The organism is uncultured Piscinibacter sp. (assembly GCF_937952055.1).
Classification (GTDB): Bacteria; Pseudomonadota; Gammaproteobacteria; order Burkholderiales; family Burkholderiaceae_C; genus Piscinibacter.
In genome coordinates this window covers 53618-69591 of record NZ_CALFYO010000022.1, presented here as the reverse complement: position 1 = coordinate 69591, position 15974 = coordinate 53618, and the positions used below count along the sequence as shown (strand labels likewise).

The window sequence follows — 15974 nt, the reverse complement described above, 5'->3', positions numbered from 1 at the left end:
ATGAGCCAACAACTGCAGAACATCATCGACCTCGCCTGGGAGAACCGCGGCAGCATCACCGCGGCCAGCAGCCCCGAAGTGCGCGAGGCGGTCGAGCAGGTCATCGCCGATCTCAACGCCGGTCGCCTGCGCGTGGCCGAACGACAAGGTGTCGGCCAGTGGACGGTCAACCAGTGGATCAAGAAGGCGGTGCTGCTGAGCTTCCGCCTCAACGACAACAAGCCGATGCATGCCGGCGACCTGGCCTTCTTCGACAAGGTGCCGCCCAAGTTCTCGCACCTCGACGAGGAGCACATGCGTGCCTCGGGCGTGCGCGTCGTGCCGCCGGCCGTGGCCCGCCGTGGCTCGTACCTGGCGAAGAACGTCGTGCTGATGCCCAGCTACGTGAACATCGGCGCCTACGTCGACGAAGGCACCATGGTCGACACCTGGGCCACCGTGGGGTCCTGCGCACAGATCGGCAAGAACGTGCACCTGTCCGGCGGCGTCGGCATCGGCGGCGTGCTCGAGCCGCTGCAGGCCAACCCGACGATCATCGAGGACAACTGCTTCATCGGCGCGCGCTCGGAAGTGGTCGAGGGCGTCATCGTCGAAGAGAACTCGGTCATCTCGATGGGCGTGTACATCGGCCAGAGCACGAAGATCTACGACCGTGCCACCGGCGAGGTGAGCTACGGCCGCATCCCGGCCGGCTCGGTGGTGGTCAGCGGCAGCCTGCCCAGCGCCGACGGCAAGTACAGCCTGTACTGCGCGGTGATCGTCAAGCGCGTCGACGCGCAGACGCGTGCCAAGACCAGCATCAACGAACTGCTGCGCGCCTGAACGGGCCCCACCACGACACACGCACGGGAGGATCGGCATGAGCGGCGGAAACATGGAACGCGTCCTGCGGCTGATGGCCGAGAAGGGCGCGTCGGACGTCTACCTGTCGGCCAACTCGCCGATCCTCATCAAGATCAGCGGGCAACTGCTGCAGCTTTCCGACCAGCCGCTCACGCACAGCCAGCCACGCCAGCTGCTCGCCGAACTGCTGACGCCGACGCAGCTTGAGGAGCTCGACGACACCGGCGAGTTGAACATGAGCATCGGCCTGTCCGGCGTGGGCAGCTTCCGCCTGTCCGGCTTCAAGCAGCGAGGCTCGGTCGCGGCGGTGTTCCGCTGCATCCCGGTGGTCATCCCGTCGCTGGAAAGCCTGAACGTCCCGCCGATCCTGAACACGCTGATCCTCGAGAAGCGCGGCCTGATCCTGATGGTCGGCGCCACCGGCACCGGCAAGAGCACGACGCTGGCGGCGATGCTCGAGCAGCGCAATCAGCAGATGGCCGGGCACATCCTCACCATCGAGGATCCGATCGAGTTCCTCTTCACCAACAAGAAGTCGGTGGTCAACCAGCGCGAGGTGGGCCGCGACACCAACAGCCTGCAGGTCGGCCTGAAGAACGCGCTGCGCCAGGCGCCGGACTGCATCATGATCGGCGAGATCCGCGACCGCGAGACCATGACCTCGGCGATCTCGTACGCGCTGTCGGGCCACCTGGTGCTTTCCACGCTGCACGCGAACAACTCGTACCACGCGCTCGGGCGGATCCTGTCCTTCTACACGCCGGAAGCGCGCCCGGCCCTGCTGGCCGACCTGGCCGCCGGGCTGAAGGGGGTGATCTCGCAGCGCCTCGTGCGCGCCGTCGCCGGCGGACGCGTGCCCGCCGTGGAGGTGATGCTCAACACCAAGCTCGTCTCCGAGCTGATCGAGCAGGGCGATTTCAGCGGCGTGAAGGAGGCGATGGAGAAATCGCTCGCAGAAGGCTCGCAGACCTTCGAGCAGGACCTCGCGCGACTGATCACCACCGACGTCATCACCCGCGACGAGGGCCTGGCCTACGCCGACTCGCCGACCAACCTGATGTGGCGCCTGCAGAACGACATGTCGCCCGTCTCGCGCATCCAGCCGAAGAAGGAAGAGTCGGACGACCAGCCGACCTTCACCGAGATCCAGCTTGATGTGCGCGAGGAGACGAGCACGATGTCGGGCCTGCTGCGGCCCAATTGAGCTCGATGACACGGACCCTGCACCTCGTCGAACAGCTCATCGCCTGCCGCTCGGTGACGCCGGACGATGGTGGCTGCCAGGCCATCATCCGCGAGCGCCTGCTGCCGCTCGGCTTCGAGTTCGAGACGCTGGTCTCGGGCCCGGACGACTTCCGCGTCACCAACCTCTGGGCCCTGCGACGCGGCAGCGATGCGCGCGCCCCGCTGCTGGTGTTCGCCGGTCACACCGACGTCGTGCCCACCGGTCCGCTGGCGCAATGGACGAGCGACCCCTTCGTGCCCACCCATCGCGGCGGCAGGCTCTACGGCCGTGGCGCCGCCGACATGAAGAGCTCGCTGGCCGCCATGGTGGTCGCCACCGAGGAGTTCGTCGCCGCCCACCCGGCGCACCGCGGCTCGGTCGCCTTCCTGCTCACCAGCGACGAGGAGGGCCCGGCGAACGACGGCACGGTGAAGGTGGTCGAGCGGCTGCAGCGCCAGGGCGTCCGCCTCGATGCCTGCATCGTCGGCGAGCCGACCTCGGTGCAGCGGCTCGGCGACATGGTGAAGAACGGCCGCCGCGGCTCGCTGTCCGCGCGGCTCACGGTCAAAGGCGTGCAAGGCCACATCGCCTACCCGCAGTTGGCGAAGAACCCCATCCACCTCGCCGCCCCGGCGCTGGCCGAGCTGGCGGCAATCGAGTGGGACCGCGGCAACCGCTACTTCCCGCCGACGAGCTGGCAGATGTCGAACATCCACGCCGGCACGGGCGCGACGAACGTCATCCCGGGCGAACTGGTGGTGGACTTCAACTTCCGTTTCTCCACCGAGTCGACGCCCGAGGCGCTGAGGCAGCGCGTGCAGGTGGTGCTCGACAGGCACGGGCTGGATCACGAGCTCGCCTGGACGCTCGGCGGCGAGCCCTTCCTGACGCCGATCGGCTCGCTGAGCGACGCACTGGCGGGCGCGATCCGCGCCGAGACCGGCATCGAGACCGAGCTGTCGACCACAGGCGGCACCTCCGATGGCCGCTTCATCGCGAAGATCTGTCCGCAAGTGGTCGAATTCGGGCCGCTCAACGCCAGCATCCACAAGATCGACGAGTGGGTCGAGGTGGCCAGCCTCGAGCCCTTGAAGAACATCTACCGTCGCACTTTGCAGACATTGCTCGCATGAAGCTCATCGACCTCATCACCGCGCAGAGCGCCCGCCTCAAACAGGCGGGCGTTTCGTTTGGCCATGGCACGACCAATGCCTTCGACGAGGCCGCCTGGCTGGTGCTGTTCGCACTCGGCCTGCCGCTGGATGCGCTCGAGGAACGCGCCCAGCGCGAACTGCCGCCCGAGGAGCAGGCCAAGGCCGAAGCGCTGGTGACGCGGCGCATCGAGACGCGCCAACCCGCCGCCTACCTGACCAAGGAGGCTTGGCTGCAGAACGTGCCGTTCTACGTCGACGAGCGTGTCATCGTGCCGCGCTCCTTCATCGCCGAGTTGCTCGTCGACGGCGAAGAAGTGGGCACGCTCGATGCCTGGCTGTCGGACCGCACGAAGCGCGTGCTCGACCTGTGCACCGGCAACGGCAGCCTGGCGGTGATCGCTGCGATGGCCTATCCGGAGATCGAGGTCGACGCTGCCGACATTTCCGAAGATGCACTGGCGGTGGCGCGCCTCAACGTCGACCGCCACCGGCTGGGCTCGCGCATCCGTTTGCTGCAGTCGGACCTGCTCGCCGCCGTGCGCGGCCCTTACGACCTGATCGTCTGCAATCCGCCGTACGTGAGCAGCGAAAGCATGGCCAGGCTGCCCGCCGAATACCGCGCCGAGCCGGCGATCGCGCTGGCTGGCGGCGACGACGGCATGGACCTGGTGCGCCGCATCCTGCGCGACGCGCCGGCGCAGATGAACGCCGACGCGGTGCTGGTGCTGGAGATCGGCCACGAACGGCACCATTTCGAGCGAGCCTTTCCGCGCGCCGAGGTGGCCTGGCTGCCCACCAGCGCGGGCGACGACGAGGTGCTGCTGATGACGCGCGACGCCCTGATCAGGCTCGCCAGGCAGAACAAGGGCTGACCCGATGCTGGCGCTCAATGACATCTCGCTGCGCCGCGGCGTCAAGCTGGTGCTGGAGCACACCAGCGTGACGCTGCAGCCGGGCGAGAAGATCGGTCTGGTCGGCCGCAACGGCGCCGGCAAGTCCTCGCTGTTCGCGCTGCTGACGGGCAAGCTGCAGGCCGACGGCGGCGAGGTGCAGATGCCGCCGCGCTGGCAGCAGCCCGGTGGCATGGCCGAGGTGGCGCAGGACATGCCCGAGACCGATGAGGGTGCGACCGACTTCGTGCTCGCCGGCGACACGCCGCTGATGCTGGCGCGGTCACGCCTCGCGCAGGCCGAGGCCGCCGATGATGGTCATGCCATCGCCGAGGCGCACCACGCCATCCAGGATGCCGGGGGCTTCGACGCCCGCTCCCGAGCGCAGGCGATGCTGATGGGTCTGGGCTTCCGCAGCGAGCAGCTCGACGCGCCGGTGAACAGCTTCTCCGGCGGCTGGCGGATGCGGCTGCAGCTCGCCCGCGCGCTGATGTGCCCGGCCGAGCTGATGCTGCTCGACGAGCCGACCAACCACCTCGACCTCGATGCGCTGGTGTGGCTGGAGTCCTGGCTGAAGCGCTATCCGGGCATGCTGATCGTGATCAGCCACGACCGCGAGTTCCTCGACGCGATCACGCAGGTGACGCTGCACCTCGACAACGCCAAGCTGACGCGCTACGGCGGCAACTACACCGCCTTCGAGGAGATGCGCGCCGAGCGCATGGCGCTGCAGCAGGCCAGCTACGAGAGGCAGCAGGAGCGCATCGCCCACCTGCAGAAGTTCATCGACCGATTCAAGGCCAAGGCGAGCAAGGCCAAGCAGGCGCAAAGCCGGGTGAAGGCGCTCTCGCGCATGGAAAGGCTGGCGCCGGTGCTGACGGCAGGCGACTTCCAGTTCGAGTTCCGCGAGCCACTGTCGCTGCCCAACCCGATGCTCGCGCTGTCGGGGCTCGCCTGCGGCTACCGCGGCGAGGACGGCCGCGAAACGGTCATCGTCAAGGGCATCGAGCGCTCCGTGCTGGCCGGCCAGCGCATCGGCATCCTCGGTGCCAACGGCCAGGGCAAGTCCACGTTCGTGAAGACGGTGGCGCACGAGCTCGCGCCGCTGGCCGGCACGATGACCGAGGGCAAGGGTCTGGCGATCGGCTACTTCGCGCAGCAGGAGCTGGACCTGCTCTCGCCGGCGGACGGCCCGCTGATGCACCTGGTGCGCCTCGCACGCGACATCGGCCCGAACGCGCGCGAGCAGGAGCTGCGCGACTTCCTCGGTTCCTTCCGCTTCACCGGCGACATGGTGACGCAGGCCGTCGGCACCATGTCCGGCGGCGAGAAAGCGCGGCTCGTCCTCGCCATGCTGGTGTGGCAGCGGCCCAACCTGCTGCTGCTCGACGAGCCGACCAATCACCTCGACCTGACGACGCGAGAGGCGTTGTCGATGGCGCTCAACGAGTTCGAAGGCACGGTGATGCTGGTCAGCCACGACCGTGCGCTGCTGCGCGAAGTCTGCGACGAGTTCTGGCTGGTCGCCGCGGGGGAGCTCAAACCCTTCGACGGCGATCTCGACGACTATCAGCGCTGGCTGCTCGAGCAGTCGCGCGAGGCGTCCAAGGCGGCCTCCGAGCAGTCGCGCCGGATTCGGGAGGAGGCGTCGCCGGTCAATCGCAAGGAAGACCGCAAGGCCGCTGCCGCGGCGCGACAGGCGCGCGCCGACGAGGTCAAGCCGTTGAAGAAGGAACTGACCCTGATCGACCACAAGCTCGGCGTGCTGTTTGTCGAGCGCGACAAGCTCGAGGCCGGCTTCGCCGACGCCTCGCTGTCGCCCGAGCGACTGGCCGACGCCGGCCGGAGGCTGAAGGCGGTCAACGACGAGATCGAGCGGCTCGAGGGCCGCTGGCTGGAGCTGAGCACCCGCATCGACGAGATGGGCGCGGCGCCCTGAGCCCGCTGCGACGATGCCCCTGCATCGCCGGAGGCTATTATGTTGCGCACAATCTAATTGTTCAACTTGAAATACAGTCCACACCATGCCTCGCACCACGAACGCTCCCGCAGCGCCCCGCAGCCTCGACTGGTTGCAGCTCGACCGGCAGCTGTGCTTCGCGCTGTATTCGTCGTCGCTGGCGATGACCAAGCTCTACAAACCGCTGCTCGAGCCGCTCGGCCTGACCTACCCGCAGTACCTCGTGCTGCTGGTGCTGTGGGAGCGCGACGACCTGTCCGTCGGCGAGCTGGGCGAACGCCTGTTCCTTGACTCCGGCACGCTGACGCCGCTGCTCAAGCGCATGGAGGCCGCCGGATGGCTGCAGCGCGCGCGCGCCGCCGCTGACGAACGCCGCGTCATCGTCAGCCTGACCGCGTCGGGCCGCTCGCTCAAGCAGCGCGCGCAACCTGTACCCCGCGAACTGGCAGCCGCCAGCGGTTGCAGCGCCGACGAACTGGTCTCGCTCACCCAGCGCCTGCAGCATCTGCGCACGCAGCTGCTCGGGACCAATTCCCCGCCCCACCATCCTTGAAGGAAGTTCCATGGCTCTCGAGAAAGTGATCTACACCGCCCGCGCCACCACCACCGGCGGCCGCGAAGGCACCTCCAGGTCCGATGACGGCAAGCTGAGCGTCACGCTGGCCCCGCCGAAGGAGATGGGCGGCAACGGCAACGGCACCAACCCCGAGCAGATGTTCGCCGCCGGCTACTCGGCCTGCTTCATGGGGGCGATGAAGTTCGTCGCCGGCCAGCGCAAGAAGGTCGTGCCGGTCGACGCTTCGATCACCGCCGACGTGGCGATCGGCCCGATCCCGGCCGGCTTCGGCATCCAGGTGGCGATGCAGATCAGCATTCCCGGGTGGTCGAAGGAAGAAGCGCAGGCGCTGGTCGACGCCGCGCACCAGGTCTGCCCCTACTCGAACGCCACGCGCGGCAACATCGACGTCACGCTGGCCGTCGTCTGAACGCGTTTCAGCGGCGCATCAGCTGAAGCATCAATTCGATGCGCGCCTGCACCGGCGTCAGCGTCCCCGCCACGGGGATGAGGTCGCCAGCTCTGGCCTGCACCGGACCGTCGAGGCAGCGCGTGCTGCGCCACACAGTCACTCCGGCATGCTGGGCCTCGACCAACGCCGCCGCCAGCACATGGTGCAAGCTGCCGTTGCCGGTGCCGGCCACGACGATGCCTCGCACACCGGCCCTGACCAGCGCCTGAACGCCCTCGGCACGCGCGCCGGCGTGGCTGGTGACGAGTTCCACCCAGGGCCAGGGGGCCGCCAGCACGTCGAGCCCGAGCGCCTTGCCGGTCGGCCAGTCGCGCAGACGCCGCACGCGGCCTTCCTCGAAACGCGCCAGCGGCCCTGCATCCCCCGATGCGAACGCCTCGACCCGGTAGCTGTGCACCTTGCGCACGTCGTAGGACGAATGCACCGTGCCGGCGAGTGCCGCCATCACGCCACGCGCGCCGGGCTCGCGTGCCAGCGTCACCGCATCGAGCAGGTTCTGCGGGCCGTCGCGCAGCAGCGCGGTGGCCGGCCGCATCGCGGCGGTCAGCACCACCGGCTTGGCCGGTGCGAGCAGGCGCTGCAGCAAGTAGGCCGTCTCCTCCAGCGTATCCGTGCCGTGCGTGATCACGATGCCGGCCACCTCTTCGCTCGCCAGGTGGTGGGCCACACGCCGGGCCAGCGTCGCCCACACCGTGAAATCCATGTCCTTGCTGTCGAGCTGCGCCACCTGCTCCGCGATGAGCGGCACCTCGCGCAGCGCCGGCACGGCCTCGATGAGCGCGCGGACACCGAGCTGAGCGGCCGTGTAGCCGATGTTGTCGGCGGGGTTCGCGGCGGTGCCGGCGATCGTCCCGCCCGTGGCCAGCACAGCCACGGTCTGTGCGATGTCTTGCATTTTCCGGAAACTGGATGAAAATACAGTCACTGGACATCTATCCAGCGACGACGTCATTCCCGCCCAGGAGCCCCCGTGCAGGAAAAGCCCAAACTCACCGACCGCCAGCAGCAGATCCTCGACCTGGTGCAAAGCGCCATCGAACGCACCGGTGCCCCGCCCACACGGGCGGAGATCGCCGCCGAGCTCGGCTTCAAGTCGGCCAATGCCGCCGAGGAGCACCTGCAGGCGCTGGCACGCAAAGGCGTCATCGAACTGGTAGGCGGCACCTCGCGCGGCATCCGCTTGAAGTCTGACACATTGCGCGCGCTGAACGAATCGCGCGGCAAGCAGTTCATCCTGCCGCTGCCCAGCCTGGCGCAGTTGTCCTTGCCGCTGGTCGGACGCGTTGCCGCCGGCGGCCCGATCCTCGCGCAGGAACACATCGACCAGACCTACCTGGTGGAGGCGAGCATGTTCCCGCGCCGCCCCGACTACTTGCTCAAGGTGCGCGGCATGAGCATGCGCGACGCCGGCATCATGGACGGCGACCTGCTCGCCGTGCAGAAGGCCAAGGACGCGAAGAATGGCCAGATCGTCGTGGCCCGCCTCGGTGACGAGGTCACCGTGAAACGATTCCGCCGCACGCGCAACGCCATCGAGCTGATTCCCGAGAACCCCGATTTTCAGACCATCGTGGTGCACCCCGGCGAAACCGAGTTCGAGCTGGAAGGTCTGGCCGTCGGTCTGATCCGCAACAACATGCTGATGTGAGATGGGAGCGGCGCTGATGATCAAGGCCCCCAAGGCGGCCAGTGCGGCCGACTGCCAGACACTCGAGCAGTTGCCCAACATCGGTCCGGCGCTGGCCGCGGACCTGCGCCTGATCGGCATCCGCACGCCCGCCGACCTGCGCGGCAAGGACGCCTTCGTGCTCTACCAGAAGCTGTGCGCCGCCACCGGGCAGCGCCAGGATCCCTGCGTGCTGGACACCTTCATGGCCGCCACCGACTTCATGAGCGGCGCGCCGGCAGCCCCATGGTGGAAGTACACGCCGCAGCGCAAGGCGCTGTTCGGCCAAGTCTGATGGCGGAACTGCGTCAGCGACGGGGTTGCAGCACCAGCGTGTGCTCGGCGGCTCCGCTCCACACCGGCACGTACTCCACCTTCGCCCAGTGGTCGACGAAGCGGCCATACAGCGGCGACAGCACGATGCCCGACTGCCCGGTCGAGTGCATGAAGCGCGACTGCAGCGGGTCGCCGAGGTCGTAGAGGGCGCGCAGCGAGGGGCCATGTTCATCGAGGTACAGCTCGCCAGTGGTGGCGTCGGGCTTGAGGTTGACGCGCGACACGTTGACGGTGTAGGTGTCGCCGCCCACCGAAGTGCGCAGTTCGAACCAGCGGGCCAGCGCCTTCACCTTGCTGAACGGACGATGTTCCGAGCGCGCCTGGTGCGCTCGATCCCATCGCCAGGCGGCCAGGTCGGCGCCCTGGGCCGCTTGCAGTTCGTCGAGTGCACGCGTCAGCGCGGCCGCGTTCTGCTGTGCGCAGCTCTCCGCCGCCGGTGTCGACTTGTCATCGCACCACCAGGCGTCGTTGCGCTCCATCACCGCCTCGAGCGCTTCCCGGTACGCCCGCGCGCTCGCCGACCACACAGTCGGTCCCGCTTCTTCGGCGAACAGCCCTTGCGCGAGCTGCCGAGCCCAGGCCCAGAAGATCAGCGGCGCGGCCTTGCCGCCCACCATGCGTCCGTCGAAGTCGGCCAGCTCGCGTTGTGCCGCCTCGGCCAGCGGGTGATCCGAGGCAGCCTGGCGCAGCACGGGCAGCAGCCGCAGCGCGGCCAGCGACAGGTCGTCGGCCTGCATCGCACGCAGATCCTCGATCGAATGCTTCGGCTTCGCCGCGAGCATCTGCTCGATGCGCTGCATGCGGTAGGGCGGCGCCCACTCGCTGCTGATGTAGTGTGGGTAGTCGACCGGGTGAATGCGCTGATTGGCGGTGGCGATCCAGCCCCGCACCGGATCGGCCTCGCGCGGGGTGGCCGTCGGGTCGAGGAAGCCGGCCCAGTCGAAGCGGGCCTCCCAGCCGGGTGACGGCACCTGGCCCTTCAGTTCGTTGTCGGGCTTGCGCAGTGGCACGCGCCCGGCCGAGACGACGGCAATGCGGCCGGCGCGGTCGGCCACCACCATGTTCTGCATCGGCGCGACGTAGCGTGCGGTGGCCCTGACGAACTCGTCGACCGAGCGCGCCTGCGCCATGTCCAAACTCGCCTCCATCGTGCCGGGGTCGGGGTCGAGAGCCGTCCAGCGCATCGCGATCGCATAGGCGGGCGTCGCGGCGGGGCCGGTCAGACCCTCGCCGGCACCACCGTCGGAAATCACTGGCCCGTGGCGCGTCGCGCGCACGGTGAGGCTGACGTCGGCCTGCCCCTTCACCTTGATCGTCTCGGCGAAGGTGTCGAACTTCTCCCAGCCCTGCGGCGTCTGGTAACGGCCCGGATCACCGGGCTGGAGGCGCTCGAGGTAGAGATCCTGCACGTCCGGGCCGGTGTTGGTGAAGCCCCAGGCGATGTGCTCGTTCTGCCCCAGCACCACCGTCGGCAGACCCGGCATGGTGGCGCCGGCCACCTTCCCCGCCGGCGTCTCGATGCGCGCGAAGTACCACAGTGCCGGCGCACTCAGCTTCAAGTGCGGGTCGTTGGCGAGCAGCGGCTTGCCGGTGGTGGTGTGCGAGCCCGCCACCACCCAGTTGTTCGAGCCCACGCCCTCGATGCCGGATTCCGGCGCCGCCGCCAGGGCCTGCGCGCCGAGCGTGCCATCGACCTTCAGCGCACGGAACAGCGCGGCATAGTCGGCGGTGACCAGCGGCTTGTCGCCCGGATAAGGCGGCAGCAGTTCGTTGATGCGTGTCACCGGCATGCGCAGTGCGAGACGCATGCGCTGCAACTCGGTGGTCCAGTTGCCGCCCAAGTCCCAGGCCATCATGATCGCCCATGCGAGGCTGTCCTGCGGCGTCCAGGCCTCGGGATGCAGCCCCAGGATGAGAAACTCGGGCGGGCGCGCCTTCATCGCTCCCTGCACGAAGGCGTTGATGCCTTCGCTGTAGGCACTCAACAAGGCACGCGAGCGCGGCTCGATACGCTCCCACTGTGCGTTGGCGGCACGCTTCACGCCCAGCGCACGCAGGAAGCGGTCAGTCTCCAGCGCTGCAGCGCCGAAAGCCTCGGCAAGTCGTCCGGAGCCGATGCGTCTGTGCGTCTCGAGTTGCCACAGCCGGTCCTGCGCATGCACGAAGCCCAGCGCGAAGGAGGCGTCCTCCATGCTCGCCGCACGAATCGTCGGGATGCCGGCGGCATCGCGCTCGATGCGGACCTCGCCAGCAAGCCCGCGCAGCTGGAGCGTGCCGTCGGCCTGGGGCAGTACCCGCGACCGATAGCTGCCGATGGCCACGGCCGACACCGCCACGAGCACGGCCAGCAGCAGCCCAAGTCTCCGAATCCAACGCATTCTTTTTTCTCCGTCCATCTTCGGCAGGCGCGCAGCTTACGCCAGAGCGGGAAAAAGCCGCACTTTCCGCCGCTTCTCGCCACGCCACGCCGCCGCGGGCAGGTTCACACTGGACCCACTCTCGCAATTCGACGAGTACCCGTTGGGACCATGCTGTCGCACCCGCACGACCACCACCCCCCCCCGGGCCGAACGCGGCCTGCGCGGCTGGAAATCTGTCCGCCCGAGCGCCACCGGCCGGCGCAGGACTGGCTGTCGCGCGTGCGCACCTGGTTGACCGCCGGCTGGCCCGGCGACGACGCGCGCAGCGATGACTCCGCCGATCGCTCGATGTCCCTGGCGGCTGCGCGCCAGGACTTCTTCGCCGCGGCGGCCGATCTGCAGCTTCCTGCAGCCACCGCGCTGCTCGACCGCATCGAATTCGCCAAGTCGATGCGTGAGCTCTGGCATCTGCGCGCCGAGGTGTTCGCGCTGGTTTCTCTGGAACTCAGCCAGAGCGAGGCCGACCGACGCCTGGCGACGCTCAACCGCCACTTTCCAACGCGCGCACCGCGGTCGGGCTTCGCCAGCCTCGCCAGTCCCAAGGACATGTGGCCCTGACCGCGGGCCGGCGACTCGTCAACGCGCACTCAGCGCCCGCTGATCAGCATCGGGTTCTCCGCAGCGGGCAAGGAGAATCGCGGACCGTAACGAGGCCGCGCCGCCCGTGCACAATCGAGCGCGAGTTTTCCGACCTGCCGCCGTGAACATCATCATCCTCGACGACTATCAGGACGCCGTGCGCAAGCTGCAGTGCGCCACCATGCTGGAACCCCTGAACGCCAAGGTGTTCACCAACACCGTCAAGGGCATCGGCCAGTTGTCGATCCGGCTGCGTGACGCCGAAGTGCTGGTGCTGATCCGCGAGCGCACCCAGTTCCCGCGCCAGCTGCTCGAGAAGCTGCCCAAGCTGAAGCTGATCTCGCAGACCGGCCGCATCGGCCCGCACATCGACGTCGAGACTTGCACACGACTGGGCATCGCCGTCGCGGAGGGGGTGGGCTCGCCGGTCGCTCCGGCGGAGTTGACCTGGGCGCTGATCATGGCGGCGATGCGACGGCTGCCGCAATACATCGGCAACCTCAAGCACGGTGCCTGGCAGCAGTCGGGGCTGAAGGCGGCGTCGATGCCGGCGAACTTCGGCATCGGCATGGTGCTCAAGGGCCGCACGCTGGGCATCTGGGGCTACGGCAAGATCGGCCAGATGGTCGCCGGCTACGGCCGCGCCTTCGGCATGCAGGTGCAGGTGTGGGGCAGCGAGGCCTCGCGCGAGCGCGCCGTGGCGGACGGGTTCCGCGCCGCCGAGGGCTGCGAGCAGTTCTTCGAGAGCAGCGACGTGCTGACGCTGCACCTGCGGCTGCACGACAAAACGCGCGGCATCGTCAAGCTGGACGCGCTGTCGCGCATGAAGCCGACCGCGCTGCTGGTCAACACCTCGCGCGCGGAACTGATCGAGGAAGGCGCGCTGGTCGGCGCGCTGAACCGCGGTCGACCCGGAATGGCCGCGGTCGACGTGTTCGAGAGCGAGCCGATCCTGCAGGGTCACCCGCTGCTGCGCCTGGAGAACGCGGTGTGCACGCCGCACATCGGCTACGTCGAGCAGGACAGCTACGAGCTCTATTTCCGCGCGGCGTTCGAGAACGTCGTCAACTTCATCCACCAGAAGCCGACGAACATCGTCAACCCGGACGCACTGCGCGTGATGCGATGAGCGCCGGCGCGGGCCAGGTGCGCTGGGCGCTCCTCAGCGGCAATTTCGTCATTGGCTGTGGCGTGATGGTGGTGGCCGGCACGCTCAACGACCTGGCGCGGTCGCTGCAGGTGTCGGTGGCCCTGGCCGGACAGCTGATCGCCGTCGGCGCCGTGGTGATGGGCGTGGGTGCGCCGCTGCTGGCCGGCTGGGTGGCGGGCTTCGATCGTCGCCGGCTGCTTGCCTTCGCCCTCGCCTGGTATGCATTGGGACATGCCCTGTCCGCAGCGATGCCCGACTATGCGGCGCTCGCGCCGGTGCGAGCCTTGTGCATGCTTGGCGCTGCGGTGTTCACGCCGCAGGCCGCCGCGGCGATCGGCCACATGACCGCGCCCGAGCACCGCGGCCGCGCCATCACCTTCGTCTTTCTCGGCTGGTCGGTCGCCTCGGTGGCGGGCATGCCGATCGCCGCCTGGCTCGGCGAGACCTTCGGCTGGCGCATGGCCTTTGGCGCCGTGGCGCTGCTCGCGGCCGCATCGGCCGCCTGGGTCTACGCGGCCATGCCCGACGGCGTGAAGCCGGCCGCGCTGTCGCTGGCCGCCTGGCGCGACGCCGTCACTCATCCGGTGCTGATGGCCATCGTCGCCGTCACCGCGCTGCAGAGCGCCGCGCAGTTCACGCTCTTCTCCTACTTCGCGCCCTACTACCGTCAGGTGCTGCAGGCGACGCCGACCCAGATCAGCCTGCTGTTCGCCTGGTTCGGCCTATTTGGGTTCATCGGCAACGTGCTGCTGACGCGCGGCATCGACCGCTTCGGCGCAGCGCGCAGCGTCTCGCTGACGCTGGTGCTGATCACGCTGTCGCTGCTGGCCTGGCCACTGGCGACGGGCTTCGCATCGATGGCGATCGTGCTGGTGCCATGGGCGTTGGGCTGCTTCTCGACCAATTCGGCACAGCAGGCGCGGCTCGGCCTCGCGGCGCCCATGCTGGCACCAGCGCTGATGGCGCTGAACACCTCGGCGATCTACCTTGGCCAGGCGGTCGGCGCGGCCAGCGGCGGCATGCTGCTGACGCACTCGGGCTTCACGCTGCTGAGCTGGGTGGGCTGTGCCTGGATGGCGGCGGCGATCACGCTCAGCGCCTGGGCGGCAGCGCGCTCGCGGAGGCCGGCATGAACACGTCGGGCCAGGACTGTGGCGGTGGCCCGCGCTCGCTCAGCGACCTGTTCCTGAGCTTCACCCGCCTCGCACTGCAGGGCTTCGGCGGCGTGCTGGCGGTGGCGCAGGTGGAACTGGTCGAGCGCAAGCGCTGGCTGTCGCGCGCGGAGTTCGTCGAGCTGCTGTCGGCCAGTCAGGTGCTGCCCGGGCCGAACATCGTCAACCTCGCGCTGATGCTCGGCGACCGCTGGTTCGGCACGCGTGGCGCCGTGGCGGCGCTCGGCGGGCTGGTGCTGGCGCCGCTGGCCATCGTGATGGCGCTGACGCTGGTCTACGACCACTTCGCATCGGTGCCCGCGGTGGCCGGCGCCTTGCGCGGCATGGGCGCGGTGGCAGCGGGTCTGGTGCTCGCCACCGCCTTCAAGCTGCTCGGCAGCTTGCACGGCAACCGCCTCGGGCCATGGCTTTGCCTGGCCGTGGCGCTGCTCACCTTCGGCGCCGTGGCGCTGGGGCGCGTGCCGCTGGCGGCGGTGATCGCCGTGCTCGGTCCGCTGGCCTGCGCGCTCGCCTGGTGGAGGCTGCGCGCATGAACGGATTGGCCGCTGCCGAGCTGATCGCCCTGCTCGGCCATTTCATGCTGCTCAGCCTGCTCGCGGTGGGCGGCGCGATCACCACCGCGTCGGACATGCACCGATACGTCGTCGTCGAGCAGGGCTGGATCAGCGATGCGCAGTTCACCAGTTCGATCGCCATCGCGCAGGCGGCGCCGGGGCCGAACGTGCTGTTCGTCGCGGTCATCGGCTGGAACGTCGCCGGCTGGGCCGGCGCGCTGGCCACGCTGGCCGGCACGCTGGTGCCTTCGACGCTGCTCGTGCTGGCGGTGTCGCGCTGGGCGGCGCGGCGGCGCGAGAGCCTGGCCGTGCGCACTTTCACGACCGGCATGGCGCCGCTGACGCTGGGCCTGCTGATGGCCACGGGCTGGGTGCTGGCCGAACCCTTCGTGCGCACGCCCGACCAGCGTTGGGGGGCGCTGGCACTGATCGCCGTCACGGTGGTGACGACGATGCGCGTGAAGCTCAGCCCGATGTGGCTGGTGGCGCTGGGCGCCGCGGTCGGCGCCTTCGGCGGACTCTAGGCGAGCGCCCTGTCGAGCAGACCGGGCAGGCCGGCGAGTTCATCCGCCACCGCTCCCGGCAGGCCATCCCAACCCGAGTCGAGCGACTGCGGCACCAGCACGTCGGTGCCGCCATGGGCGCTGCGCCGCACCTGGACGGACAGGGGCACATCGGGCGGCGAGTCGGCAGACTCCATCAGAACGAGGGTGCCGCCGACCGTCGAGGCAAGCACGATCACTGGCCCTTGCAGCCCGACGCGTGCGATGACCTCGTGGCCGCGCGCGCGCGCCGCGTCCTCGATGCGTCGGACGGTCTCCGTAACGCCGTAGGGGCTGTGGCGCAGCACGCGCATCGAGCCGGCCAGGCGCTCGGCATCGAGCACGCCGCGGCCGGTGCACAGCGACGCCATCACGACCGCGAGACTGCCGGTCATCCAGAGCCGGAAGGGGGTTCGGGTGGTGTCCATCCACACACCCTAACCGCCGGTCATGTC

17 protein-coding genes are annotated in these 15974 nt (G+C 69.1%); 14 read left to right on the top strand and 3 right to left on the bottom strand.

The genetic code is table 11. The features are described from left to right. The 7 genes from dapD to Q0599_RS19135 all read left to right on the top strand — a co-directional run bounded on the left by dapD (nucleotide 1) and on the right by Q0599_RS19135 (nucleotide 7058). A complete protein-coding gene (gene dapD, locus Q0599_RS19165) occupies nucleotides 1–822 on the top strand; it encodes a 2,3,4,5-tetrahydropyridine-2,6-dicarboxylate N-succinyltransferase (protein WP_298833018.1) in 822 nt (273 codons plus the stop codon). Nucleotides 823–859: 37 nt separating this feature from the next. Continuing rightward, nucleotides 860–2047, top strand: coding sequence for a PilT/PilU family type 4a pilus ATPase (locus Q0599_RS19160; protein WP_298833014.1), 1188 nt, complete (start codon nucleotides 860–862; stop codon nucleotides 2045–2047). 5 nt (nucleotides 2048–2052) lie between these two features. After that, entirely contained in the window at nucleotides 2053–3201 is a 1149-nt protein-coding gene (gene dapE, locus Q0599_RS19155) for a succinyl-diaminopimelate desuccinylase (RefSeq protein ID WP_298833011.1), read from the top strand. After that, nucleotides 3198–4094 carry a 50S ribosomal protein L3 N(5)-glutamine methyltransferase gene (gene prmB, locus Q0599_RS19150; protein WP_298833006.1) on the top strand — a complete coding sequence of 299 codons (897 nt, stop codon included), beginning with the start codon at nucleotides 3198–3200 and terminating at the stop codon, nucleotides 4092–4094. Before dapE ends, prmB begins: the two co-directional genes overlap by 4 nt. A gap of 4 nt (nucleotides 4095–4098) precedes the next feature. After that, a complete protein-coding gene (locus Q0599_RS19145) occupies nucleotides 4099–6051 on the top strand; it encodes an ABC-F family ATP-binding cassette domain-containing protein (RefSeq protein ID WP_298833003.1) in 1953 nt (650 codons plus the stop codon). Between the two features lie 85 nt (nucleotides 6052–6136). After that, nucleotides 6137–6625 carry a MarR family winged helix-turn-helix transcriptional regulator gene (locus Q0599_RS19140; protein ID WP_298833000.1) on the top strand — a complete coding sequence of 163 codons (489 nt, stop codon included), beginning with the start codon at nucleotides 6137–6139 and terminating at the stop codon, nucleotides 6623–6625. 10 nt (nucleotides 6626–6635) lie between these two features. Next, complete coding sequence (locus Q0599_RS19135; protein WP_298832997.1) at nucleotides 6636–7058, top strand: organic hydroperoxide resistance protein; 423 nt, start codon at nucleotides 6636–6638, stop codon at nucleotides 7056–7058. A 7-nt stretch (nucleotides 7059–7065) separates the two neighbouring features. Here Q0599_RS19135 and Q0599_RS19130 read toward each other — a convergent pair whose 3' ends face one another. Further along, nucleotides 7066–7995, bottom strand: a complete 930-nt coding sequence (locus Q0599_RS19130; RefSeq protein WP_298832995.1) for an asparaginase — start codon at nucleotides 7993–7995, stop codon at nucleotides 7066–7068. Nucleotides 7996–8070: 75 nt separating this feature from the next. On the opposite strand from Q0599_RS19130, the gene lexA reads away from it, so the two are divergent. Continuing rightward, on the top strand, nucleotides 8071–8748 hold the full coding sequence (lexA, locus tag Q0599_RS19125) for a transcriptional repressor LexA (RefSeq protein WP_298832992.1): 678 nt from the start codon (nucleotides 8071–8073) through the stop codon (nucleotides 8746–8748). Between the two features lie 16 nt (nucleotides 8749–8764). Continuing rightward, nucleotides 8765–9061, top strand: a complete 297-nt coding sequence (locus Q0599_RS19120) for a helix-hairpin-helix domain-containing protein (protein WP_298832990.1) — start codon at nucleotides 8765–8767, stop codon at nucleotides 9059–9061. Between the two features lie 13 nt (nucleotides 9062–9074). Here the strand turns inward: Q0599_RS19120 and Q0599_RS19115 are convergent, their stop codons facing one another. Beyond that, nucleotides 9075–11480, bottom strand: a complete 2406-nt coding sequence (locus Q0599_RS19115; protein ID WP_298832988.1) for a penicillin acylase family protein — start codon at nucleotides 11478–11480, stop codon at nucleotides 9075–9077. A gap of 150 nt (nucleotides 11481–11630) precedes the next feature. On the opposite strand from Q0599_RS19115, the gene Q0599_RS19110 reads away from it, so the two are divergent. The 5 genes from Q0599_RS19110 (at nucleotide 11631) to Q0599_RS19090 (ending at nucleotide 15501) form a co-directional block, all read left to right on the top strand. Further along, entirely contained in the window at nucleotides 11631–12080 is a 450-nt protein-coding gene (locus Q0599_RS19110) for a hypothetical protein (protein WP_298832986.1), read from the top strand. A 142-nt stretch (nucleotides 12081–12222) separates the two neighbouring features. Next, nucleotides 12223–13230 (top strand): D-2-hydroxyacid dehydrogenase family protein, encoded by a 1008-nt coding sequence (locus tag Q0599_RS19105; RefSeq protein ID WP_298832985.1) that lies wholly within the window; start codon nucleotides 12223–12225, stop codon nucleotides 13228–13230. After that, a complete protein-coding gene (locus Q0599_RS19100) occupies nucleotides 13227–14384 on the top strand; it encodes an MFS transporter (RefSeq protein WP_298832984.1) in 1158 nt (385 codons plus the stop codon). The genes Q0599_RS19105 and Q0599_RS19100 overlap by 4 nt, the downstream gene beginning before the upstream one ends. Further along, the gene (locus Q0599_RS19095; protein WP_298832982.1) at nucleotides 14381–14956 is read left to right on the top strand and encodes a chromate transporter; all 576 of its coding nucleotides are present in this window, start codon (nucleotides 14381–14383) and stop codon (nucleotides 14954–14956) included. The genes Q0599_RS19100 and Q0599_RS19095 overlap by 4 nt, the downstream gene beginning before the upstream one ends. Further along, entirely contained in the window at nucleotides 14953–15501 is a 549-nt protein-coding gene (locus Q0599_RS19090; protein WP_298832979.1) for a chromate transporter, read from the top strand. The genes Q0599_RS19095 and Q0599_RS19090 overlap by 4 nt, the downstream gene beginning before the upstream one ends. On the opposite strand, the gene Q0599_RS19085 is transcribed toward Q0599_RS19090, so the two are convergent. Further along, on the bottom strand, nucleotides 15498–15947 hold the full coding sequence (locus tag Q0599_RS19085) for a hypothetical protein (RefSeq protein ID WP_298832973.1): 450 nt from the start codon (nucleotides 15945–15947) through the stop codon (nucleotides 15498–15500). The genes Q0599_RS19090 and Q0599_RS19085 overlap by 4 nt on opposite strands. Between the last annotated feature and the right edge of the window lie 27 nt (nucleotides 15948–15974).

Coding starts and splice junctions, on each gene's coding strand:
- dapD (WP_298833018.1), top strand. CDS start 1: ATGAGCCAACAACTGCAGAACATCATCGACCTCGCCTGGGAGAACCGC.
- Q0599_RS19160 (WP_298833014.1), top strand. CDS start 860: ATGAGCGGCGGAAACATGGAACGCGTCCTGCGGCTGATGGCCGAGAAG.
- dapE (WP_298833011.1), top strand. CDS start 2,053: ATGACACGGACCCTGCACCTCGTCGAACAGCTCATCGCCTGCCGCTCG.
- prmB (WP_298833006.1), top strand. CDS start 3,198: ATGAAGCTCATCGACCTCATCACCGCGCAGAGCGCCCGCCTCAAACAG.
- Q0599_RS19145 (WP_298833003.1), top strand. CDS start 4,099: ATGCTGGCGCTCAATGACATCTCGCTGCGCCGCGGCGTCAAGCTGGTG.
- Q0599_RS19140 (WP_298833000.1), top strand. CDS start 6,137: ATGCCTCGCACCACGAACGCTCCCGCAGCGCCCCGCAGCCTCGACTGG.
- Q0599_RS19135 (WP_298832997.1), top strand. CDS start 6,636: ATGGCTCTCGAGAAAGTGATCTACACCGCCCGCGCCACCACCACCGGC.
- Q0599_RS19130 (WP_298832995.1), bottom strand. CDS start 7,995: ATGCAAGACATCGCACAGACCGTGGCTGTGCTGGCCACGGGCGGGACG.
- Q0599_RS19120 (WP_298832990.1), top strand. CDS start 8,765: ATGATCAAGGCCCCCAAGGCGGCCAGTGCGGCCGACTGCCAGACACTC.
- Q0599_RS19115 (WP_298832988.1), bottom strand. CDS start 11,480: ATGCGTTGGATTCGGAGACTTGGGCTGCTGCTGGCCGTGCTCGTGGCG.
- Q0599_RS19110 (WP_298832986.1), top strand. CDS start 11,631: ATGCTGTCGCACCCGCACGACCACCACCCCCCCCCGGGCCGAACGCGG.
- Q0599_RS19100 (WP_298832984.1), top strand. CDS start 13,227: ATGAGCGCCGGCGCGGGCCAGGTGCGCTGGGCGCTCCTCAGCGGCAAT.
- Q0599_RS19095 (WP_298832982.1), top strand. CDS start 14,381: ATGAACACGTCGGGCCAGGACTGTGGCGGTGGCCCGCGCTCGCTCAGC.
- Q0599_RS19090 (WP_298832979.1), top strand. CDS start 14,953: ATGAACGGATTGGCCGCTGCCGAGCTGATCGCCCTGCTCGGCCATTTC.
- Q0599_RS19085 (WP_298832973.1), bottom strand. CDS start 15,947: ATGGACACCACCCGAACCCCCTTCCGGCTCTGGATGACCGGCAGTCTC.